General features: G+C 73.0%; 25 protein-coding genes. 14 read left to right on the forward strand and 11 right to left on the reverse strand.

Annotation, left to right across the window (positions count from 1 at the left end):
* The first annotated feature begins 8 nt into the window (after positions 1–8).
* Positions 9–452: an NUDIX domain-containing protein gene (locus AB0J67_RS15635; RefSeq protein WP_363482180.1), complete on the forward strand. Its 444-nt coding sequence runs from the start codon at positions 9–11 to the stop codon at positions 450–452.
* A complete protein-coding gene (locus tag AB0J67_RS15640) occupies positions 452–1099 on the forward strand; it encodes a DUF1152 domain-containing protein (protein ID WP_363482182.1) in 648 nt (215 codons plus the stop codon). The genes AB0J67_RS15635 and AB0J67_RS15640 overlap by 1 nt, the downstream gene beginning before the upstream one ends.
* Here the strand turns inward: AB0J67_RS15640 and AB0J67_RS15645 are convergent, their stop codons facing one another.
* Positions 1100–1288: a hypothetical protein gene (locus AB0J67_RS15645; RefSeq protein ID WP_363482184.1), complete on the reverse strand. Its 189-nt coding sequence runs from the start codon at positions 1286–1288 to the stop codon at positions 1100–1102.
* Positions 1289–1322: 34 nt separating this feature from the next.
* Between AB0J67_RS15645 and AB0J67_RS15650 the strand changes: the two genes are divergently transcribed.
* Positions 1323–1577 carry a hypothetical protein gene (locus AB0J67_RS15650; protein ID WP_363482186.1) on the forward strand — a complete coding sequence of 85 codons (255 nt, stop codon included), beginning with the start codon at positions 1323–1325 and terminating at the stop codon, positions 1575–1577.
* 132 nt (positions 1578–1709) lie between these two features.
* On the forward strand, positions 1710–2384 hold the full coding sequence (locus tag AB0J67_RS15655; RefSeq protein WP_363482189.1) for a hypothetical protein: 675 nt from the start codon (positions 1710–1712) through the stop codon (positions 2382–2384).
* Between the two features lie 62 nt (positions 2385–2446).
* Here AB0J67_RS15655 and AB0J67_RS15660 read toward each other — a convergent pair whose 3' ends face one another.
* On the reverse strand, positions 2447–2866 hold the full coding sequence (locus AB0J67_RS15660; protein ID WP_363482192.1) for an HIT family protein: 420 nt from the start codon (positions 2864–2866) through the stop codon (positions 2447–2449).
* Between the two features lie 42 nt (positions 2867–2908).
* Between AB0J67_RS15660 and AB0J67_RS15665 the strand changes: the two genes are divergently transcribed.
* Positions 2909–3463, forward strand: coding sequence for a YbaK/EbsC family protein (locus tag AB0J67_RS15665; RefSeq protein ID WP_363482195.1), 555 nt, complete (start codon positions 2909–2911; stop codon positions 3461–3463).
* A 115-nt stretch (positions 3464–3578) separates the two neighbouring features.
* On the opposite strand, the gene AB0J67_RS15670 is transcribed toward AB0J67_RS15665, so the two are convergent.
* Complete coding sequence (locus AB0J67_RS15670) at positions 3579–4295, reverse strand: hypothetical protein (RefSeq protein ID WP_363482197.1); 717 nt, start codon at positions 4293–4295, stop codon at positions 3579–3581.
* Between the two features lie 163 nt (positions 4296–4458).
* On the opposite strand from AB0J67_RS15670, the gene AB0J67_RS15675 reads away from it, so the two are divergent.
* From AB0J67_RS15675 to AB0J67_RS15685, 3 genes are read left to right on the forward strand one after another with little or no spacing between them, the layout of a single operon-like run.
* Positions 4459–4908: a DUF3307 domain-containing protein gene (locus AB0J67_RS15675; RefSeq protein WP_363482200.1), complete on the forward strand. Its 450-nt coding sequence runs from the start codon at positions 4459–4461 to the stop codon at positions 4906–4908.
* 50 nt (positions 4909–4958) lie between these two features.
* Positions 4959–5912, forward strand: a complete 954-nt coding sequence (locus AB0J67_RS15680; RefSeq protein WP_363482203.1) for an aminoglycoside phosphotransferase family protein — start codon at positions 4959–4961, stop codon at positions 5910–5912.
* Between the two features lie 39 nt (positions 5913–5951).
* The gene (locus tag AB0J67_RS15685; RefSeq protein ID WP_363482205.1) at positions 5952–6977 is read left to right on the forward strand and encodes a prenyltransferase; all 1026 of its coding nucleotides are present in this window, start codon (positions 5952–5954) and stop codon (positions 6975–6977) included.
* A 12-nt stretch (positions 6978–6989) separates the two neighbouring features.
* Here the strand turns inward: AB0J67_RS15685 and AB0J67_RS15690 are convergent, their stop codons facing one another.
* The 5 genes from AB0J67_RS15690 to AB0J67_RS15710 form a co-directional block, all read right to left on the reverse strand.
* Positions 6990–7130, reverse strand: a complete 141-nt coding sequence (locus AB0J67_RS15690) for a hypothetical protein (RefSeq protein ID WP_363482208.1) — start codon at positions 7128–7130, stop codon at positions 6990–6992.
* A 153-nt stretch (positions 7131–7283) separates the two neighbouring features.
* Entirely contained in the window at positions 7284–8030 is a 747-nt protein-coding gene (locus AB0J67_RS15695) for a succinate dehydrogenase/fumarate reductase iron-sulfur subunit (protein WP_363482241.1), read from the reverse strand.
* 11 nt (positions 8031–8041) lie between these two features.
* Positions 8042–9982 carry a fumarate reductase/succinate dehydrogenase flavoprotein subunit gene (locus AB0J67_RS15700; protein ID WP_363482210.1) on the reverse strand — a complete coding sequence of 647 codons (1941 nt, stop codon included), beginning with the start codon at positions 9980–9982 and terminating at the stop codon, positions 8042–8044.
* On the reverse strand, positions 9979–10680 hold the full coding sequence (locus tag AB0J67_RS15705; protein WP_363482213.1) for a succinate dehydrogenase cytochrome b subunit: 702 nt from the start codon (positions 10678–10680) through the stop codon (positions 9979–9981). Before AB0J67_RS15705 ends, AB0J67_RS15700 begins: the two co-directional genes overlap by 4 nt.
* A 238-nt stretch (positions 10681–10918) precedes the next feature.
* Positions 10919–11908 (reverse strand): YafY family protein, encoded by a 990-nt coding sequence (locus AB0J67_RS15710; RefSeq protein ID WP_363482215.1) that lies wholly within the window; start codon positions 11906–11908, stop codon positions 10919–10921.
* A 63-nt stretch (positions 11909–11971) separates the two neighbouring features.
* Here AB0J67_RS15710 and AB0J67_RS15715 point away from each other — a divergent pair, with 63 nt between their 5' ends.
* The 3 genes from AB0J67_RS15715 (at position 11972) to AB0J67_RS15725 (ending at position 14047) form a co-directional block, all read left to right on the forward strand.
* The gene (locus AB0J67_RS15715) at positions 11972–12526 is read left to right on the forward strand and encodes a DinB family protein (RefSeq protein WP_363482218.1); all 555 of its coding nucleotides are present in this window, start codon (positions 11972–11974) and stop codon (positions 12524–12526) included.
* Positions 12527–12531: 5 nt separating this feature from the next.
* Positions 12532–12966, forward strand: a complete 435-nt coding sequence (locus AB0J67_RS15720) for a VOC family protein (RefSeq protein ID WP_363482221.1) — start codon at positions 12532–12534, stop codon at positions 12964–12966.
* Between the two features lie 145 nt (positions 12967–13111).
* The gene (locus AB0J67_RS15725; protein ID WP_363482244.1) at positions 13112–14047 is read left to right on the forward strand and encodes a LysR substrate-binding domain-containing protein; all 936 of its coding nucleotides are present in this window, start codon (positions 13112–13114) and stop codon (positions 14045–14047) included.
* A 56-nt stretch (positions 14048–14103) separates the two neighbouring features.
* Here the strand turns inward: AB0J67_RS15725 and AB0J67_RS15730 are convergent, their stop codons facing one another.
* Positions 14104–14919, reverse strand: coding sequence for a GNAT family N-acetyltransferase (locus AB0J67_RS15730; RefSeq protein WP_363482224.1), 816 nt, complete (start codon positions 14917–14919; stop codon positions 14104–14106).
* Positions 14920–15038: 119 nt separating this feature from the next.
* On the opposite strand from AB0J67_RS15730, the gene AB0J67_RS15735 reads away from it, so the two are divergent.
* Both AB0J67_RS15735 and AB0J67_RS15740 read left to right on the forward strand, forming a co-directional pair.
* The gene (locus tag AB0J67_RS15735) at positions 15039–15821 is read left to right on the forward strand and encodes a hypothetical protein (protein ID WP_363482227.1); all 783 of its coding nucleotides are present in this window, start codon (positions 15039–15041) and stop codon (positions 15819–15821) included.
* A complete protein-coding gene (locus AB0J67_RS15740) occupies positions 15818–16147 on the forward strand; it encodes a transcriptional regulator (RefSeq protein WP_363482230.1) in 330 nt (109 codons plus the stop codon). Before AB0J67_RS15735 ends, AB0J67_RS15740 begins: the two co-directional genes overlap by 4 nt.
* Before the next feature lie 86 nt (positions 16148–16233).
* Here AB0J67_RS15740 and AB0J67_RS15745 read toward each other — a convergent pair whose 3' ends face one another.
* Together AB0J67_RS15745 and AB0J67_RS15750 are read right to left on the reverse strand one after the other, a co-directional pair.
* On the reverse strand, positions 16234–16890 hold the full coding sequence (locus AB0J67_RS15745; protein WP_363482233.1) for a nucleotidyl transferase AbiEii/AbiGii toxin family protein: 657 nt from the start codon (positions 16888–16890) through the stop codon (positions 16234–16236).
* Complete coding sequence (locus AB0J67_RS15750; protein WP_363482236.1) at positions 16887–17237, reverse strand: hypothetical protein; 351 nt, start codon at positions 17235–17237, stop codon at positions 16887–16889. Before AB0J67_RS15750 ends, AB0J67_RS15745 begins: the two co-directional genes overlap by 4 nt.
* A gap of 80 nt (positions 17238–17317) precedes the next feature.
* Between AB0J67_RS15750 and AB0J67_RS15755 the strand changes: the two genes are divergently transcribed.
* Positions 17318–17794, forward strand: a complete 477-nt coding sequence (locus AB0J67_RS15755; protein WP_363482247.1) for an N-acetyltransferase family protein — start codon at positions 17318–17320, stop codon at positions 17792–17794.
* Positions 17795–18315: the final 521 nt, after the last annotated feature.

Raw genomic sequence — 18315 nt, forward strand, 5'->3', positions numbered from 1 at the left:
CTCGCCCCATGACCACCCGTATCGCGCTGACCGCTCTGGTGGGCCGCACCGGTGCCGTGCTGCTGCGCATGCGTGACGAGCAGTCGGCGGTGCGGGCCAACCGGTGGAGCCTGCCCGGGGGCGCGATCCGGCCGGGCGAGACGCCGGTCGGCGCGGCCAAGCGGCACATCTCCGAGCAGACCGGCCTGCCGGTCGACGGCGAGCCGGAGCTGTTCTGGCACGGCTTCCTGCCCGGCACCCGCGTCGACGTGTACTGCTTCGCCGTGGCGACCCCGGCCTGGAACCACGACATCGTGCCGTCCGAAGGCGTGCTGGCCGAGTTCGTGGCCGGTGAGGAGGCGCTGTCGGGCCGGGCGTTCACGCCCGCGTCCGGGTTCGTGCTGGGCCGCTTTCTCGACTCCAACGAGTATCTGACGCTGGCCGGCCGGTTCTTTCCCAGCGACCCGGTCTGATGCCGTCGCTGCGGCAGCCGGGCCTGTTCGAGGCGCTGTCGGGCTGCGAGCGGGTGCTGATCGCGGGGGCGGGCGGCGGGTTCGACGTGTACGCGGGTCTGCCGCTGGCGTTGCAACTGCGCGCCGACGGCGTGCAGGTGCACCTGGCGAACCTGTCGTTCGCGGACCTGACCGCGTTGGATCTCGACGTGTGGCTCGCGCCGGACCTGGCCGCGATCGGCCCGGACACCAAGGGCCTGGACGACTACTTCCCGGAGCGGACCCTGGCGCAGTGGCTGCACCTGCGGGGGCTGCCCGCGACGGTGTACGCGTTCCCGAAGACCGGCGTGCAGCCGCTGCGGCAGGCGTACCGGGTGCTCGTGGAGCGGCTGCGGGCCGACGCGGTGGTGCTGGTCGACGGCGGCACGGACATCCTGATGCGCGGCGACGAGACGGGCCTGGGCACCCCGGAGGAGGACATGGCCAGCCTGGCCTCCGTCGCGGGGGCTGGACGTGCCGGTGCGGCTGGTCACCTGCCTGGGGTTCGGCGCCGACGCCCACCACGGCGTCAACCACGTCCAGGTGCTGGAGAACCTCGCCGAGCTCGACCGCGCCGGGGCGTACCTGGGTGCCCTGTCGATCCCCGGGGACTCGCCGCAGGCCCGTGACTACGTCGAGGCGGTGGTGCACGCCCGGGCGCTGACGCCGCTGTGGCTCAGCATCGTCAACGGGCAGTCGGCGAGCGCGGCCGCGACCAGATCGGCCAGGTCCGCGGGCAGGAACGTCTCGCGCACGCCGCGGGTGAGGATCTCCTCGCGGGTGAACCAGCCGATGCCCGATGTGGATGAATGAGCCATCCCCAGGGGTCGATCGACGGATTAGGTTACGTGCATGTCCGGGGATGCGTTGATGATCGGCATTATCGGTGTGCTGCTCGGGGTCCTGGTCGGCCGCCGGTGGCTGAAGATGCAGCAGGCGCGGGCCGGCTACCGGGGCGCTGTGGCGGCCGTGCCGAAGGCCAGGGCGGCGGTGAAGGCGGCCCGCACCGGGTGGCTGCTGGCTACCCGCGCGGCGATGCTCGCTGCGGTGCTGCTGCTGGTTTACTTCCTGGCCACCACCACCGCCGTGTTCCAGTCGGCGCGCTGACCGCCCACCCACAACGGAGTGTGTTCGCAAAGTCACTATCCGTCGGCGCGGCACGCTCCATTTGCTTCGTTTTCCGATAGAACGGGTTTGATCTTCCACCAGGAGGATCTTCTGTTCTCATCGAGGAGACCCGTGAAGACGTTCACCCGACGCCGGGCGCAACGCGTCCTCGGCGTGGCCGGCCTGGCCGCCGCGACCCTGCTCGCCCTCGGCGGCTTCGCCCAGGCCGAGCCCGAAGCGGCCGCCGTCGTCAAGGCCTGCGTCGACAAGAAGACCGGCGACGTACGCATCCCGAGCCTGCCGCGCGCCGGCAAGGGGTGCGACAAGAACGAACAACCGCTGACCTGGAACATCAAGGGCGCGCGCGGCCCGCAGGGTCCCGCCGGCCCGGCAGGGCCGCAGGGCCCGGCAGGCCCCGAGGGTCCGCAGGGCCCGCCCGGGACCGGCAGCCTGCCGCAGGCGTTCCAGGCCGACGACGACGCGACGATGACGGTCGACGACGCGACGATCGTCACCCTGCCGCTGCCCGAGGGCCGCTACCTGGTGACGGCTTCGATGACGGCCAGCCTGAACGGCGCCAACCCGACCTTCTCCTGCGACGTCGAGGTCGGCGACACCGACGTCGCGGAGGTCGCCCAGCAGGTCAGCGTGCCCAACACCGAGCCGGACACCAGCTACATCGAGTCCACCGCGGTATCCGGCCTGGCCACGGTCGGCCTGGACGGCAGCGTCGAGCTGGTCTGCCGCGGCGAGGGCATCCTGGAGGCGCGGCTGAACGCGATCCAGGTCGCCACGGCCACCCCGTAACCGCTCGCAGGGCCGGCGGCCCACCCGCCGCCGGCCCAAGTCGCGACCGCCCCGCTGTGTGATCAGGCAGCGGCGAGCGCGGCGGCGATCGCCTCGGCGTGCTCGCGGGCGTGGGCGTCGTCGGCGTACTTGGTGCGGGGCCAGAAGAAGCCGCGCAGCCCGTCGCCCTTGCGCCGCGGCACCACGTGGGTGTGCAGGTGCGGCACGCTCTGGCTGATCGTGTTGTTCAGCGCCACGAACGTGCCCTGCGCGGCCATCGCCGACTCGACCGCCCCGGCGATGCGCTGCACGTGCTGGAAGTATCCGCCGACGTCGGCCGCGGGCAGCTCGTGCAGGGTCGGCACGTGGGCGCGCGGGACGACCAGGGTGTGCCCGGGGAACACCGGCCGCACGTCCAGGAACGCCACGACCGTGTCGTCGGCATGCACCAGGTGCGCCGGGCGGTCCCCGGCGACGATCTCACAGAACAGGCAGCCGTCCATCTGAGCGCCGAGCCTACCGTGACCGTGGGTAGCATCGGGCGCATGTCTGCTGCACCGATCGGGAACTTCGAGGCGGCCTGGCCCGCCGTGGACCGCGCCGATCTCGTCGCCGCGCCGGTGGTCAAGGCCCTGGCCGGCTGGACCGGCGCCGAGCCGGTCACCTCGGTGCTCGTCGTCGACACCGATCCGGAGCTGGCCGACACCGGCAACTTCGGCGAGGCGTACGCGGTCGCACCCGAGCTGTCGGCCAACTGCGTGATCGTCGCCGCCAAGCGCGGCCAGGACGTGACCCACGCCGCGTGCATGGTGCTGGCCAGCACCCGCGCCGACGTCAACGGCCTGGTCCGCAAGCACCTCGGGGCGCGCAAGGCGTCGTTCGCGCCGATGGACGAGGCGGTGTCGCTGACCGGGATGCAGTACGGCGGCATCACCCCGATCGGGCTGCCCGACGGCTGGCCGGTGCTGGTCGACGCGGCCGTCGCGGACACGCCGTGGGTCGTCATCGGCTCCGGCAACCGCCGCGGGAAGATCATCGTCCCGGGCAAGGTGCTGGCCGGCCTGCCCGCGGCCACCGTCCTGGAGTCCCTTGGCGTCTGACCCGCCCCACCACTCCCCCTTTTTTATAGACGTTGGCCTATCTGGATGACTTTTCGATGATCGAAGTCACCCAGATAGGCCAATGTCTATGGCAAAACGGGCCCGCCAGGCCCCGTCAGCCGGGCAGGGCTGCCAGCAGGGCGAGGAACTCCCAGCGCTGCGCCTCGGTCAGCGCGTCGTAGACCGGGGCGTCGCGGCGGTTGGTGTCCTCCTCCACCGCGACCCGCACCGGATCGTCGGCGGGCAGCGCGCGCAGCTGCTCCAGGGTCAGCCCGGCCGCGGCCCACGCGGCCCGGTGCGCGTCGCCGCGGTGGTGGCGCAGCGCACCCATCCGGGTGCTGACCCGCAGCGCGTACGACGCGCCGGCGGGCTCGAACACCGGCGCGGCCGCCGCGAACGCCGGACCGCCGCTCGCCCGGCCCGCCTCCAGCAGCACGGCGAGCAGCTCCGCCAGCCGCGGCAGCGCGGCCAGGCCCGGCATCGTCGCGATGGTGGTGCGGCCCCAGTGCTCCTGCGCGCCGTCGGCGACCGCCTGCTGCAGCGCGAGGGTGAACTCGCGCCCCTTGCCGGTCAGCGACCACGTGCCCTGCTCGTCGACGGCCATGATGCCCTGCGCCAGCTCGTCGCTCATGTCGCCGGCGCCGTACGCGGTGACGGCCGCGAACGCCGCGGCGGGCATCGGCCGGGCCAGCAGGCCGAAGTAGAAACTGATGTTCAGGCCGGGACGCAGGCCCGTCTGCTCGACCACGCGGCCGGTGTGCTCGCGCGCGGCCGCGCGCATCGCGCTGTAGACGCGGTCGAGGGCGGGACGGACCAGTGCCGCGTAGTGCATGAGTGAGCTCCCCGTGGTCGGTGGTGCGGGCCGACCGGACACCCTACCGATCGCGCCGGATGCGAACCAGGCCACATTCCGCCCTCACCCCGTAGTGGAGGACACATCGAAAGTGTCGGCTGTATCGCAGCAGAGCAGCCGTTCACGAGCAACGATGGATGCCATGTCCTCGGTACCCGATCCGCTGGTGGTGGCACGCGCGGCGACGTTCGCCGTCGTGCTGATCGTGCTGTACGTCGGGCACCAGCTCGGCGACCACGTCGCCCAGACCGACCGCCAGGCGGAGGGCAAGTCCGCGCCGGGCCCCGGCGGCTGGAAGGCGATGGCCGGGCACCTGGCCGGCTACCACGTGACCGTGGCCGTGCTGCTGGTCGCCACGACCGCGCTGCTCGGGCTGCCGCTGTCGCCCTGGGGCATCGCGGCGGGCCTGGCGTTCTCCGCCGCCACGCACGCGATCCTGGACCGGCGCTGGCCGGTGCGGGCGATCCTGCGTGCCACCGGCTCGCCCCGCTTCGCCGAGCTGACCACCCCGGTGTGCGGCATGTACGCCGCCGACCAGGCCCTGCACCTGCTCGCCCTGCTCGTGTCGGCGCTGCTCATCGTGGCGGTCTGAGCCGAAAACCCGTGGACGCCGCCCGCCGGGCGGCCGGTAGCCTGCCCGGCATGGACTCCATCGTGGTACCCGCCTGGTCGCAGGCCCTGGCCTGGATAGACGACACCCTCGGCGGCGCCGGCCTGCGCCCGACCGGGCCGGTCGAGCAGACCCGGGTGCGGCCCTGGTCGGTGCTGGCGAAGGTCCCGGTCGGCGACGGCACGGTGTGGTTCAAGGCCAACGGCCGCTGCTCGACGTACGAGGCGCGCCTGCTCGACGCGCTCGCCAGGTGGGCGCCGGGACGGGTCCTGGAACCGATCGCGATCGACGCCGGGCGTGGCTGGTCGCTGCTGCCCGACGGCGGGCAGACCCTGCGCGAGGTCGCGCCCGACGACCCCGGCCACTGGGAGGAGCTGCTGGCCCGCCACGCCGAGCTGCAGCGCGACCTCGCACCGTACGCCGCGGACATGGTCGCCCTCGGCGTGCCCGACATGAGCGCGCCGCTGCTGCCCGGCCACTTCGCCGCGCTGCTCGACGACGAGCAGGTCGCGGCCGCGCTCGGCGACGACCTGGCACGGCTGCGGGCCTATCAGCCGGAGTACGAGCGGCTGTGCGCGCGGGTCGCGGCGAGCGGTGTTCCGGTGTCGGTGCAGCACGACGACCTGCACGACGGCAACGTGCTGGTAGGCGACGGGTACCGGTTCTTCGACTGGGGCGACGCGTCGGTGGCGCACCCGTTCGCGGTGCTGCTCGTCGCGCTGCGGGTGGCCGCCGACCGCTACGGACTCAAGGCCGGCGACCCGGTGCTGGCGCGGCTGCGCGACGCGTACCTCGAACCGTGGACCGGCCACGGCACCCGCGCCGAGCTCGCCGCCGAGATCGAACCCGCGATCCAGGTCGCGAAGGTGAGCCGGGCGCTGTCCTGGCAGCGCTCCCTGGCCGACGCCGACGCGCAGGAGCTGGCCAAGTGGGGTGACGCCGTGCCCGGCTGGCTGGCCGAGCTGCTGGTGCCCAACATGCTCTGACCGCCTGCCGGTGTCGGCGGGCGGCGGTACAGTCCGGCCGTGACAGCTGAAACGTCGCTCACGCTGCGGGCACGGCTGGCCGCGTGGCGGTACGCGTTCCTCACCACCAACCCGCCGGAGCAGGGCGTGGTGGACCCGGTCACCCGCTGGCTGGTGGTGACCCGGGCCGGGGTGCTGCCGATGACGCTGACCTCGGGCCTGCTGGCCGTGCTGCTGGCCGCGATCGCCGACACGGCCGTCGACTGGCTGAACGTGACCCTGGCCGTGGCCGGCATCGTCGTGGCGCACCTGGCCAACAACCTGATGAACGACCTGGCCGACACGCAGGTCGGCAACGACACCGCCGACTACCCGCGGGCGCTGTACGCCCCGCACCCGATCCTCGCCGGGCTGGTCACCAAGCGGCAGCTGGTCACCGGCATCCTGCTCTGCCAGGTGGTCGACCTGGCCATTATGGTCACCCTGGTGATCCGGCAGGGCTGGTGGATCGTCGCGTTCGCGCTGGCCGGGCTGCTGCTGTCCTGGGCGTACACCGCGCCGCCGCTGCGGCTGAAGAAGATCGGCCTGGGCGAGCTGGACGTGCTGCTGACCTGGGGCCCGCTGATGGTCGGCGGGGTGTACTACGCGGGCACCGGCACGCTGCCGTGGCAGGTGGCCGCCGCCGCGACGGTGTACGCGCTGCTGCCCACCACCGTGCTGATGGCCAAGCACATCGACAAGCTGCCCTACGACGGCCCGGCGGGCACCAGGACGCTGCCGGTGCTGCTCGGCGAGCGCGCCGCCAAGCGCCTCACCCAGGCCATGATGGTCGCGTTCTACGTCGGGGTGGGCGCGCTGGTGGCCGTGCGCGCGCTGCCGTGGCCCGCGCTGCTGGTGCTGCTCGCGGTGCCGATGCTGGTGAAGGTGCTGCGGGCGTTCGACCAGCCGGTGCCGGCCGAGCCGCCCGCGCAGAACCCGGTGTGGCCGCTGTGGTGGGCGCCGATCGCGTTCCTGCACACCCGCCGCGCGGGCGGGCTGCTGCTGCTCGGCCTGCTCGGCTGGGCGGTGTGGCCGGCCGTGCGCTGAGCCCGGCCGGGCCTATCCCGCCCGGCGCCGGCTCGCCGGGAGCTCGCCGCCGAGGTCGCTCAGGCCGCCGAGCAGCTCGCGGGCGAGCAGGCACAGCCCGACGGCGAGCAGGACCGTGAGCACGGCGGTCAGGATGGCCGCGATCGGTGACATGCGTGGCCGGCTCATACCCGCCCTTCCGGGTCGACAGGGAACGAACGCCGCACACGGTAGCCAACTTCCGTCGCCCGCGCTGACCCGCCGGGGCCGGATACGCCGACGGCCCGCCTGTTTCGGTCTGGGCCGAAACAGGCGGGCCGCGTGACGTCAGGACGCCGCGCGCAGTGCTCTGCGGTAGTCCTTGTTGAGCCGGGAGATGGTCTCCAGCGGGATGCCCTTCGGGCACACCGAGGTGCACTCGCCGGTGTTGGTGCAGCCGCCGAAGCCCGCCTCGTCGTGCGCGTGCAGCATGTCGATGACGCGGGTGTCGCGCTCGGGCTGGCCCTGCGGCATCAGGCCCAGGTGCGTGATCTTCGCGGCGGTGAACAGCATGCCCGAGCCGTTCGGGCACGCCGCGACGCACGCGCCGCAGCCGATGCAGGTCGCTGCCTCGAACGCGGCGTCCGCGTCGGCCTTGGGCACCGGCGTGGCGTGCGCGTCGGGCGCGGAGCCGGTCGGCGCGGAGATGAACCCGCCCGCCTGGATGATCTTGTCGAACGCCCGGCGGTCCACGACCAGGTCCTTCACGACCGGGAACGCGGCGGCCCGCCACGGCTCGATGTCGATCGTCTCGCCGTCGGAGAAGTGCCGCATGTGCAGCTGGCAGGTGGTGGTCGCCTTCTCCGGGCCGTGCGGCACACCGTTGATGACCAGGCTGCACATGCCGCAGATGCCCTCGCGGCAGTCGTGGTCGAACGCGACCGGGTCCTCGCCGTCCAGCGTCAGCCGCTCGTTGAGCACGTCGAGCATCTCCAGGAACGACATGTCCGGGGAGACGTTCTGCAGCTGGTAGGTGACCATGGCGCCCTTGTCCTGGGCGTCGGCCTGCCGCCAGATGCGCAGCTTCAGGCTCATCAGCTTCTCGGTCACTTGTAGCTCCGCTGGCTCGGGTGTACGTACTCGAAGGTCAGGTCCTCCTTGTGGAGGACGGGCAGGTCGCCGCCGAACTCCCAGGCCGCGACGTAGCTGAAGCGCTCGTCGTCGCGCTGCGCCTCGCCCTCCTCGGTCTGGCTCTCGGCCCGGAAGTGGCCGCCGCACGACTCCTCGCGGTGCAGCGCGTCGATGCACATCAGCTCGGCCAGCTCGAAGAAGTCGGCCACCCGGCCGGCCCGCTCCAGCGACTGGTTGAGGCCCTCGCCGTCGCCGGGCACCTTGGCCCGCTGCCAGAACTCGGCCTTCAGCTCGCGGATCTCGCTGATCGCCTTGCGCAGGCCCGCGTCGGTGCGCTCCATGCCGCAGTACTCCCACATGATGCGGCCCAGCTCGCGGTGGAAGGAGTCCACGGTGCGGTCACCGTCGATCGACAGCAGCTTGGCGATGCGGTCCTCGACCTGCTTGCGCGCCTGCGCGACCTCGGCGTTGTCGGCGTCCAGCTTCGGGAACGGGCCCGCGGCCAGGTAGTCGCCGATGGTGTTGGGCAGCACGAAGTAGCCGTCGGCCAGGCCCTGCATCAGCGCCGACGCGCCCAGGCGGTTGGCGCCGTGGTCGGAGAAGTTCGCCTCGCCGATCACGAACAGGCCCGGGATGGTCGACTGCAGGTCGTAGTCGACCCACAGCCCGCCCATCGTGTAGTGCACGGCCGGGTAGATGCGCATCGGCGTGGTGTACGGGTCCTCGCCGGTGATGCGCTGGTACATCTCGAACAGGTTGCCGTACTTGGCCTCGACCGCGTCGCGGCCCAGCCGGCCGATCGCGGCGGCGAAGTCCAGGTAGACGCCCAGCCCGCCGGGGCCGACGCCGCGGCCCTCGTCGCAGACGTTCTTCGCGGCGCGCGAGGCGATGTCGCGCGGCACCAGGTTGCCGAACGCCGGGTAGATGCGCTCCAGGTAGTAGTCGCGCTCGTCCTCGGGGATGTCGGCCGGGGTCCGGGTGTCGCCCTTGGCCTTGGGCACCCACACCCGGCCGTCGTTGCGCAGCGACTCCGACATCAGGGTCAGCTTGGACTGGTGGTCGCCGGAGACCGGGATACACGTCGGGTGGATCTGCGTGTAGCACGGGTTGGCGAACAGCGCGCCCTTGCGGTGCGCCCGCCACGAAGCGGTGACGTTGCAGCCCTTGGCGTTGGTGGACAGGAAGAACACGTTGCCGTAGCCGCCGGAGGCCAGCACGACCGCGTCGGCGAACTCGGTGGTGATCTCGCCGGTGACCAGGTCGCGCACCACGATGCCGCGGGCCCGGCCGTCGACGACGATCAGCTCGAGCATCTCGTGCCGGTCGTGCATCTGCACGGTGCCGGCCGCGATCTGCCGCTCCAGCGCCTGGTACGCGCCGAGCAGCAGCTGCTGGCCCGTTTGGCCCCGGGCGTAGAAGGTGCGCGACACCTGCGCGCCGCCGAAGGAGCGGGTGTCGAGCAGGCCGCCGTACTCGCGGGCGAACGGCACGCCCTGCGCCACGCACTGGTCGATGATCTGCACGGAGATCTGCGCCAGGCGGTGCACGTTCGACTCGCGGCTGCGGAAGTCGCCGCCCTTGACGGTGTCGTAGAACAGCCGGTGCACCGAGTCGCCGTCGTTGCGGTAGTTCTTGGCGGCGTTGATGCCGCCCTGCGCCGCGATGGAGTGCGCGCGGCGCGGGGAGTCCTGGTAGCAGTACGACTTGACCTGGTAGCCCAGCTCGCCCAGGGTCGCCGCGGCGGAGCCGCCGGCCAGGCCGGTGCCGACCACGATCACCGAGAGCTTGCGCTTGTTGGCCGGGTTGACCAGCTTGGCGCCGAAGCGGCGGCGCTCCCAGCGGGTCTCGATCGGGCCGTCGGGCGCTTTGGTGTCGGCGACCGGGTCGCCGAGGGTGTAGTAGTCCGTCATGGTCATTTCACCAACCCTGTGAGTACGGCGAACGGAACGGCGAGGAAGCCCGCGCAGATCACGAAGGCGACGGCGAACGCGACACCCTTGAGGGCGCGCTCGCGGCGCGCGTTGCTGACGCCGAGGGTCTGCAGCGCGCTCCAGATGCCGTGGCGCAGGTGGAACCCGAGGGTGACCACGGCGAGGGTGTAGAAGGCGGTGACGTACCAGCGGTCGGGCGCGAAGTCGGCCACCACGGCCGCGTTGGCCTTGGTGGGGTCGGCGACCGGGTTCAGGTGCCGGGTGGTCAGGTCCAGGATGTGGTAGACCACGAACAGGAAGACGATCACCCCGCCCCAGCGCATGGTGCGCGCGGCGTAGCTGCCCTGTACCGGCTTGCGGTGGGCGTACTTGACCGGGCGGGCCTTGCGGGCGCGGATGGTCAGCACGGCGGCCGACCAGATGTGCAGGATCAGCGCGGCCAGCAGGCCGATGCGCTGGATCCACAGGAAGCCGGAGTGCGGCAGTGCCGGAGCACCGATCTCGCGCAGCCAGTGCGCGTAGTGGTCGAACGCCTCGGCGCCGAAGAAGATCTTGAGATTGCCGATCATGTGGGCGAGCAGGAACAGCACGAGGGCTGCCCCGGAGATCGCCATGATGACCTTTTGGCCGACCGTGGATCGGAAAAGTCCAGGTCGGGAGAGGGTCTGATTCGCTACTGCCACGTCACGGAGGCTAGGGCGAAGTGGATCAGGCGTCCAATGCATGGCTGCCGCCCAGTCGATAGCCGGAGACTATCTGGAAACCACCTGAAGACCTGAACCCGCGCTGAAAACCGCACGCGGCCAGCGGCGGCGTGCGCGCGGCCACCGGTTGACCTGTGACACATCACTCAGGGCGTGGTAAAACTCACTGCCCGCGAAACCCGCAGGTAACGGGCATCGAACAGTACCACTGTCATGATCAAAGCCCGCCGGACGGTGCGTCGGGGCGGCCCCGGACCGAGGACGCGTGCGCGGCCGCCAGCCGGGCGGCCAGGGTCGCGAGCTCGTCGACGAGCTCGGCGGGCTCCAGGACGGTGAAGTCGTGGCCGAGCAGCGCCAGGTGCAGCGCGATCTGCCCCGGCGCGTACGCGCCGGTCACCAGCAGGCAGCTCGCGGCGTCCAGCGCCTCGACCACGCCGGTCGCGGGCGGCACGCTCGGGGCCACCACCTCGGCCGGGGCGTGCACCCGCACCCGGGCCCGCACCGGGTAGGGCGCGGTGGTGACCGCGTCCGCGACGAACGCCGCCGCGTCCGGCGGGTCGGCGGGGGTGAACCGGACCCCGTCCGAGCGCGGGCCGTCGATCCGGTCGGCCCGGAACGTGCGCCAGGCGTCGCGGTCGGTGTCGCGGGCCACCAGATACCAGCGGCGGCCGGTGTGCACTAGCCGGTGCGGCTCGACGCGCCGGCGGGTGGCCGTGCCGTCGCGGTCGCGGTAGCCGAAGGTGAGCCGGTGCTGGGCCTGGCACGCCTCGGCGATCACGGTCAGCACGTCCGGGTCGGCGGCCGGCGCCGCGCCGGGCAGCGGCACGGTGGCCTGCCGCAGCGCCGCCGCCCGGTGGCGCAGCCGCGCGGGCAGGATCCGCTCGAGCTTGGCCAGCGCGCTGACCGCGGTCTCGGCCGTCGCGGCCACGCCGTGGGCGGCCGCCGTGCGCAGGCTCAGCACCACCGCCACGGCCTCGTCGTCCTCCAGCAGCAGCGGCGGCAGCGTCGACCCGGCGGCCATCCGGTAGCCGCCCGCGACCCCGGGCGTGGCCAGCACCGGGTAGCCGAGCTCGCGCAGCCGGGCCACGTCGCGGCGCAGCGTACGGATGGTGACGTCGAGCCGCTCGGCGAGCTCCGGGCCGGTCCAGGCGGGCCGGGCCGGCAGCAGGGACAGCAACCGCAGCAGGCGCGCCGACGTGTCGAGCATGCCGTCGAGTGTGACAGCGATTGCGGACCGGAACTGTCCGCAATGGGGGCTAGCGTGGCGGGCATGAGCATCGACTGGACCACCCAACTGGCCGACCAGCTGGACTGGCACTGGCGCGAGCACGTCCGCCCCCACCTCGATGGCCTGACCGACGACGAGTACCGGTGGGAGCCGGTCGCCGGCTGCTGGAGCGTGCGCCCCCGCGCCGGGGCCGACGCGTCCGCCGCGGGCACGGGCGAGTACGTGATCGACTACGCGTACCCGGAGCCCAGCCCGCCGCCGGTCACCACGATCGCCTGGCGCATGGCGCACCTGATCGTCGGGGTGTTCGGCGCGCGCACCGCGAGCCACTTCGGCGGTCCGCCCTGCGACTACGACACGTTCGGGTACGCCGGCACCGCCGCGCGGGCGCTGCGGCAGCTCGACGACGCGTACGACGGCTGGGTCGCGGGCATACGCAAGCTGGACGCCGACGGCCTGGCCCGCCCATGCGGCCCCGCCGAGGGCCCGTTCGCCCAGTACCCGATGGCCGCGCTCGTGCTCCACATCAGCCGCGAGGCGATCCATCACGCGGCCGAGATCCTGCTGCTGCGCGACCTCTACCGGAATCGAGGATGACGACGATGGCTTACGAGTTCCAGGTGGTGCTGGACTGCGCCGACCCGCACAAGCTCGCCGACTGGTGGGCCGAGACGCTCGGCTGGCAGGTGGAGCCCTCCGACGAGGAGTTCATCCGCCGCATGGTCGCCGAGGGCCACGCCGCCGACAGCGACACCACCGTCCACAACGGCACGCTGGTCTGGAAACAGGGCCAGGCGATCCGCCACCCCGACGGGCTCGAACGCGCCCCGCGGCTGCTGTTCCAGCAGGTGCCCGAGCCCAAGCGGGTCAAGAACCGCATGCACCTGGACGTGCGCACCGGCGAGCAGGACATCTCGACGGTCGTCGCCGGGCTGGTCACGCGCGGCGCGACCTTCCTGCACGAGGGACGCCAGGGCCCGCACACCTGGACCACCATGGCCGACCCCGAGGGCAACGAGTTCTGCGTCACCGGCTGAGCGGGTACTCCCCTGCCATACGGCTCATGATCGATGCTCGGGTCACGCTGTCCTGCCGGCTGACCCGAGCATCGATCCTGGCGTGGCCGGCGCGGGAGCACCGCAGCGGCGGGCATCGCCGGCGACGAAGTGATGGCGATAGGCTATCGACGTGCAGCTGCAGCAGCTCAAGTACTTCGTCGCGGTGGCCGAGACGCGGCACTTCACCCAGGCCGCCGAGCAGGCCGGGGTGACCCAGCCGTCGCTGAGCAAGCAGATCCACGTGCTGGAGACCGAGCTGGGCGCGCCGCTGTTCACCCGCTCGCGCGGCAACATCATGCTCACCCCCGCCGGGGAGGCGCTGCTGCCCCGCGCCCGGCGCATCCTCGCCGACGTCGAGACCGCCCGCCTGGAGGTCCAGGAGCTGATCGGCGTACGCCGCGGCCGGCTGCGCCTGGGCGCCACGCCCAGCCTGTGCACCAGCCTCGTGGCCCCGGTGCTGCGCCGCTACCAGGAGGGATACCCGGGCGTGCGGCTGCTGCTGGAGGAGGGCGGCTCGCAGGACCTGGTCGGCAAGATGGCCCGCGGCGGGCTTGACCTGGCCCTGATCGTGCTGCCCGAGCAGGGCACCGACCCGGCGCTGCGGGCCGAGCCGATCCTGCGCGAGAGCCTCGTCGTCGCCTCCGCCGCGACCCTGCCCGCGCCCACGGAGGCCGCCGAGCTGAGCCTGTCCGAGCTGGACGGCCAGCCGCTGGTCATGTTCCGCCCCGGCTACGACCTGCGCGACACCACCCTGGACGCGTGCCGCCGCGCCGGGTTCACCCCGACCTTCGCGATCGAGGGCGGCGAGATGGACGCCGTGCTCGGCTTCGTCGAGGCGGGCCTGGGCGTCGCGCTGGTCCCGTCACTGGTCCTGTCCGGCCGCCCCCGCCTGCGCGCCACCCCGCTGGCCCCGCCCGGCGTCCAGCGCACCATCGCCCTGGCACACCGCCGCGACGTCACCCCGACCCACGCCGCCCGCGCCCTGCGCGAGGTCCTGCTGGCCTACGTGCACGAGGAGTCGGCCTGGTCCCGCCTGCCCGCCGGCGTCGAGCCGATCTGAGGCGGGCAAGGGCACCTTCCTGACGCTCCGCGTGCAGGAAGGCGCCCTTGCCGGGTTCAGGCCGCGGGTTCGGCGATGCAGGCGGTGGCCACGCGGTCGAAGCCCTGGCGCTGGTACACACGGGCCACGTCCTCGGAGGCGGCCGCCATGAACACGGTGCGTACGCCGTGCTCCAGCGCGTGCCGGGCGAGCAGCGCGGTGACCGCGCCGGCCAGGCCCTGCCTGCGGGCCGAGGGCAGCGTGGCCACGCCCGCGATCTCGGCGACGTCGCCCGCGCGCTGGTAGACCCCGCTCGCCACGACGCCCTGGCCCGCCGCTTCGGCGTACGCGTACGCCCGCACGCCGCCGGCGATGTCGGCGAGCTGCCGCGCGAGGTGCTCGTCCGCCGAGGAGGCCTTGATGGCGGCGTCGCGTTCGGCCGGCCCGGCCTCGCCGGTGGCCGTGCCCGGGGCGCCGAACCCGACCTGTGCCACGGCCGCGATCTCCGCGAGGAGCCTGGCCGCGTCCGGCGCGTCGGCGGTGACGATCCGGGCGGTGTCGCCGGGGTCGGCCAGCCGGGCCGGGTCGAGCACGAGCAGCGGCGCGCGCAGCACGGCCAGGCCCGCGGCCTCGGCGATCGGCAGCAGGCCGGGTGTGGTCTGGTCGACCCACTCGAACGCCTCCGGCACGCCCAGCTCGCGCTGGCGGGCGCGGACGGCGTCCAGGTCGGCCGCGGTCGGGGTGGGGCCGCCGAGCACGGGCCGGGCGTAGAACGGGTACGGCGTGCCCTGGCTCAGGAACAGCTCGAGGGTGCCGTGCCGCTCGACGGCTGCCCGGTCGCGCGGGACGGCGTCGTAGAAGGCTTCCAGCCGGCTCAACAGATCATCGGTCACGCCGCGCAGGCTACCGCCCGCCCCGCCCCGGGTCGCCCGCATTTCCCCGCCGCCACGCACTTGCCGACAGCGTGTACTTTGCGATACAAAGTTGCCACGACACGAGGGGAGCCGATCCGATGACGACACCAGCGACCACCGCCGATCCCGGCGCGATGCTCGACGAGGTACGCCGCCTGCGCGAGCAGGCCCGCGACCGGGCGCACGCGGGGGCCTGGTTCCCCGTCGCGATGCTCGCCGCGCTGCTGCTGGCCAGCATCGCGCTCTATCGCGTGCCGTTCGCGCAGACCTACGTCCACTCCGACGACCTGCACCTGTGGGCGGGCCTGCCGGTGGCCCAGCGCAGCGCGACCGCCTCGTACCTGTTCTGGTTCCTCGGCACACCGGCGACCATCGCCCTGATCGGAGCCTGGTACCGCTGGCGCGCCCGCCGGGTCGGCATCCGCGTGCCGTGGCGCTGGTTCGCGATCACCGCGCTCGGCGCGCTGGCCGCGCTGGCCGTCATCGCCGCCATGCCGCAGGACCGGCCCGCCCCCGACCCGGACATGATCATCGCTGTCGAGCAGGTGACGCTGCTGCAGGAGCTGCGCTGGGGGCTGCTCACGCCGCTGATGCCGATCGCGCTGGCGATCATCGCGCTCGGCTGGGTGGAACGCAGCAGGGCACTGGTCTTCGCCGGGGCCTGGGTCGGCGTCATCACCTACTGGCAGAGCTCGCAAGGTCTCGGCGAGCTCCCCGGCTGGCTGACCTGGATCCTGGGCGGGTTCCAAGGTCCCGCGCTGGGTGGTTCGCTGACCCTGTTCGGGCTCAACCGGCCCGGCCCGACGCTGATCCTGATGGCGCTGCCGCTGCTGGTGTTCGCGGTCGTGCGGGCCGTACGCACCCGTGGTGGTCTGCGATGAGTGACGAGCCGGCGCACCCGGTGCTGGCCCTGGACGAGACCGTCCACCAGCGCATCCGGCTGGGCATCCTGACCGTGCTGGCCGAGACCGCCGAGTGCGCGTTCACCACGCTGCGCGACCAGCTCCAGCTCAGCGACGGCAACCTCAGCCGCCACCTGCGGGTCCTCGAGGAGGCGCAGCTGGTCGAGATCCGCAAGGGGTACGAGGGGCGCAAGCCCTGCACCTGGCTGAAACTGACCCGGCAGGGCGGCGCGGCGCTCAAGCAGGAGCTGGCGGCGCTCGAGCAGCTGGTGGCCCGCTTGCGAGCCACGGACTCCCTGCGCTGACCAGGCGCCCGTTCCGCGGAGGGGACGCGGATGCCCGGCCCACGCGGCCGGGTATCCGTACATGTTCACCGCGGAGAACGAGGGTCTCAGCGGACCGGCCGGGGCCAGTCCGCGAAAGCGCGGCGGACCGCGGCGCAGCCCTGCGGGCTCAGGCCGTACAGCTGCCGCCAGACGATGTCGTCGAGCCGGTCCAGGCGGGCCATCGCGGCGGCGAAGTCGTCGTCGTCCAGCGCCGGATCGGCCCGGCGGCCCAGTTCGAGCAGCTGCGCGCGGCTGTAGCGGCGCAGCGCCCCGGCCACGTCGACGTAGTCGCGCGGCTCGGCCCGGTTGGCCAGCGCGGCGACCTTGCCGCCGAGGACGTCCTCGACGTGCAGCACCGGACCCACGTCCATGATGACCGTGCCGCGGTTGCGGTCGAACCGGGCCAGGGTCAGCCGCATCACGGCCGCGCCCCGCGTGATCTGGAACTCGACCAGCTCGTCGTCGAACCCGCCGAACACCTCGCCCAGGTCGTCGCCGTACACGGTGACATCCAGCCCGGCCTCGCGCAGCGCCCGCACCACGAGCTCGCCCGCGGCGCGCACGCCGCCGTCCACGTCGGTGAACAGGTCGACGTCCTCGGTGCCGCGGTGCACGATGCCGTACAGGTTCAGGGCGTGCCCGCCGCCGAGGGCGAACCCGTGCGACTGCGCCACGCCGAGCGCGATCCGGGCGACGTCGGCCTGCAGCTCCTCGACGGTCATCCGACGGGCAGCGAAGCGCGCAGCACCGGGTGCCGCTCCTCCCACGCGTGGCGCAGCCCGCGCGGCAGGAACAGCTCCGGCCACAGCCGGACCAGCGTCGGGCCGTCGAGCCAGGTGCGCAGCTCCTCCAGCGTGCCGGCCTCGCGCAGCACCGTCTCGTACGTCCAGCGCAGCAGGTGCGGGTTGTCGAGGTCGACGCGCCGGTCGGCCTGCCAGAACAGGCGGTGCGGCAGCACGGCAACGCCGGAGGTCGGCCCGTGCAGCGCGCTCAGGTCGGGTGCGACGAGCGCACGGCGGCCCGGCCGCGCCGTCGGGGGCGCGGCGCTGCGGCGGTCGCGGCGGTCCACATGTCAAGAGTAAGGGCAGGCGCGTCCGTGGGGACAGCGGCGGGCTTCCTAGGATCACCCGCGTGGTGGAGATCAGACCGATGACCGAGGCCGACGCGGACGCCGTACTGGCCATCTTCCAGGCCGGAATCGACACCGGCGACGCGTCGTTCGAGACGGCCGCGCCCACGTGGGCGGCGTTCGACGCGTCCCGGCTGCCCGCGCACCGCCTGGTCGCCGTCGACGGGGACACGGTGCTCGGCTGGGTCGCCGTCACCGCGGTGTCGGCCCGCCCGGTGTACGCCGGCGTCGTCGAGCACGGGGTGTACGTCTCCCCCGCCGCGCGCGGGCGCGGGGTGGGCCTGGCGCTGATGAACGCGCTGATCGCCTCGACCGAGGCGGCCGGGGTGTGGACGCTGCAGTCGGGAGTGTTCCCGGAGAACACGGGCAGCGTCGCGCTGCACCGCCGCTGCGGCTTCCGCGTCGTCGGCACCCGCGAGCGGATCGGCCGCCGCGACGGCCGGTGGCGCGACGTGCTGATGCTCGAACGCCGCAGCACGATCGCGGGCCGCGACTGACCGGCCCGCGACGCCGGGGACGGGGCGGTGCTCCGCCCGCGCCTCGTCCCCGGCGCAGGCGGAGCACCTGATCACGGCGGGCCGCGGCCTACCCCTGGCCGTGCTCGGCTCACCGTGACGCCTGGCCGGCCCGACAACGCACGCGGCGCGCGCATACAACCGGAGTTCGGGCGACAACCCAAAAGTTGTCGCGACAACTTCTGGGTTGTCGCCCGCAGCAGACGTGGCATCCCGGCGCCGCCGCCGAGGGGACCTGCGTCGCGAGCGCCTGCTGCGCAGCCGTTGCGCCGGCGTGCCGTCGGGCTTGCTCCGGCCGGCGGCCGCACCGCCACCGGCCTGTCCACGATCGCTCGCGCTCACCGAGCCCACACCCCACGAAAGCCGGTCACCATACCTGACTTACGTAAGGACCCCGCCCGATGATCGTCCGACTTGCCTGGCACATGGGCGTATCTTGGCCGCGCAAACTCACCCGTGGTGGTGCCCTCGCGCAGCAGGTCGTCGATGGCGACGGCGGTCGC

Origin of the sequence: Catellatospora sp. NPDC049609, assembly GCF_040675365.1 — a bacterium.
In the GTDB taxonomy this organism is placed as follows: domain Bacteria; phylum Actinomycetota; class Actinomycetes; order Mycobacteriales; family Micromonosporaceae; genus Catellatospora.

Bases quoted from the DNA above. Each gene is read 5' to 3' on its own strand.
- AB0J67_RS15635 (WP_363482180.1), top strand. From the start codon at position 9: ATGACCACCCGTATCGCGCTGACCGCTCTGGTGGGCCGCACCGGTGCC.
- AB0J67_RS15640 (WP_363482182.1), top strand. From the start codon at position 452: ATGCCGTCGCTGCGGCAGCCGGGCCTGTTCGAGGCGCTGTCGGGCTGC.
- AB0J67_RS15645 (WP_363482184.1), bottom strand. From the start codon at position 1,288: ATGGCTCATTCATCCACATCGGGCATCGGCTGGTTCACCCGCGAGGAG.
- AB0J67_RS15650 (WP_363482186.1), top strand. From the start codon at position 1,323: ATGTCCGGGGATGCGTTGATGATCGGCATTATCGGTGTGCTGCTCGGG.
- AB0J67_RS15660 (WP_363482192.1), bottom strand. From the start codon at position 2,866: ATGGACGGCTGCCTGTTCTGTGAGATCGTCGCCGGGGACCGCCCGGCG.
- AB0J67_RS15665 (WP_363482195.1), top strand. From the start codon at position 2,909: ATGTCTGCTGCACCGATCGGGAACTTCGAGGCGGCCTGGCCCGCCGTG.
- AB0J67_RS15670 (WP_363482197.1), bottom strand. From the start codon at position 4,295: ATGCACTACGCGGCACTGGTCCGTCCCGCCCTCGACCGCGTCTACAGC.
- AB0J67_RS15675 (WP_363482200.1), top strand. From the start codon at position 4,459: ATGTCCTCGGTACCCGATCCGCTGGTGGTGGCACGCGCGGCGACGTTC.
- AB0J67_RS15680 (WP_363482203.1), top strand. From the start codon at position 4,959: ATGGACTCCATCGTGGTACCCGCCTGGTCGCAGGCCCTGGCCTGGATA.
- AB0J67_RS15690 (WP_363482208.1), bottom strand. From the start codon at position 7,130: ATGTCACCGATCGCGGCCATCCTGACCGCCGTGCTCACGGTCCTGCTC.
- AB0J67_RS15695 (WP_363482241.1), bottom strand. From the start codon at position 8,030: ATGAGCCTGAAGCTGCGCATCTGGCGGCAGGCCGACGCCCAGGACAAG.
- AB0J67_RS15700 (WP_363482210.1), bottom strand. From the start codon at position 9,982: ATGACCATGACGGACTACTACACCCTCGGCGACCCGGTCGCCGACACC.
- AB0J67_RS15710 (WP_363482215.1), bottom strand. From the start codon at position 11,908: ATGCTCGACACGTCGGCGCGCCTGCTGCGGTTGCTGTCCCTGCTGCCG.
- AB0J67_RS15715 (WP_363482218.1), top strand. From the start codon at position 11,972: ATGAGCATCGACTGGACCACCCAACTGGCCGACCAGCTGGACTGGCAC.
- AB0J67_RS15720 (WP_363482221.1), top strand. From the start codon at position 12,532: ATGGCTTACGAGTTCCAGGTGGTGCTGGACTGCGCCGACCCGCACAAG.
- AB0J67_RS15735 (WP_363482227.1), top strand. From the start codon at position 15,039: ATGACGACACCAGCGACCACCGCCGATCCCGGCGCGATGCTCGACGAG.
- AB0J67_RS15740 (WP_363482230.1), top strand. From the start codon at position 15,818: ATGAGTGACGAGCCGGCGCACCCGGTGCTGGCCCTGGACGAGACCGTC.
- AB0J67_RS15745 (WP_363482233.1), bottom strand. From the start codon at position 16,890: ATGACCGTCGAGGAGCTGCAGGCCGACGTCGCCCGGATCGCGCTCGGC.
- AB0J67_RS15755 (WP_363482247.1), top strand. From the start codon at position 17,318: ATGACCGAGGCCGACGCGGACGCCGTACTGGCCATCTTCCAGGCCGGA.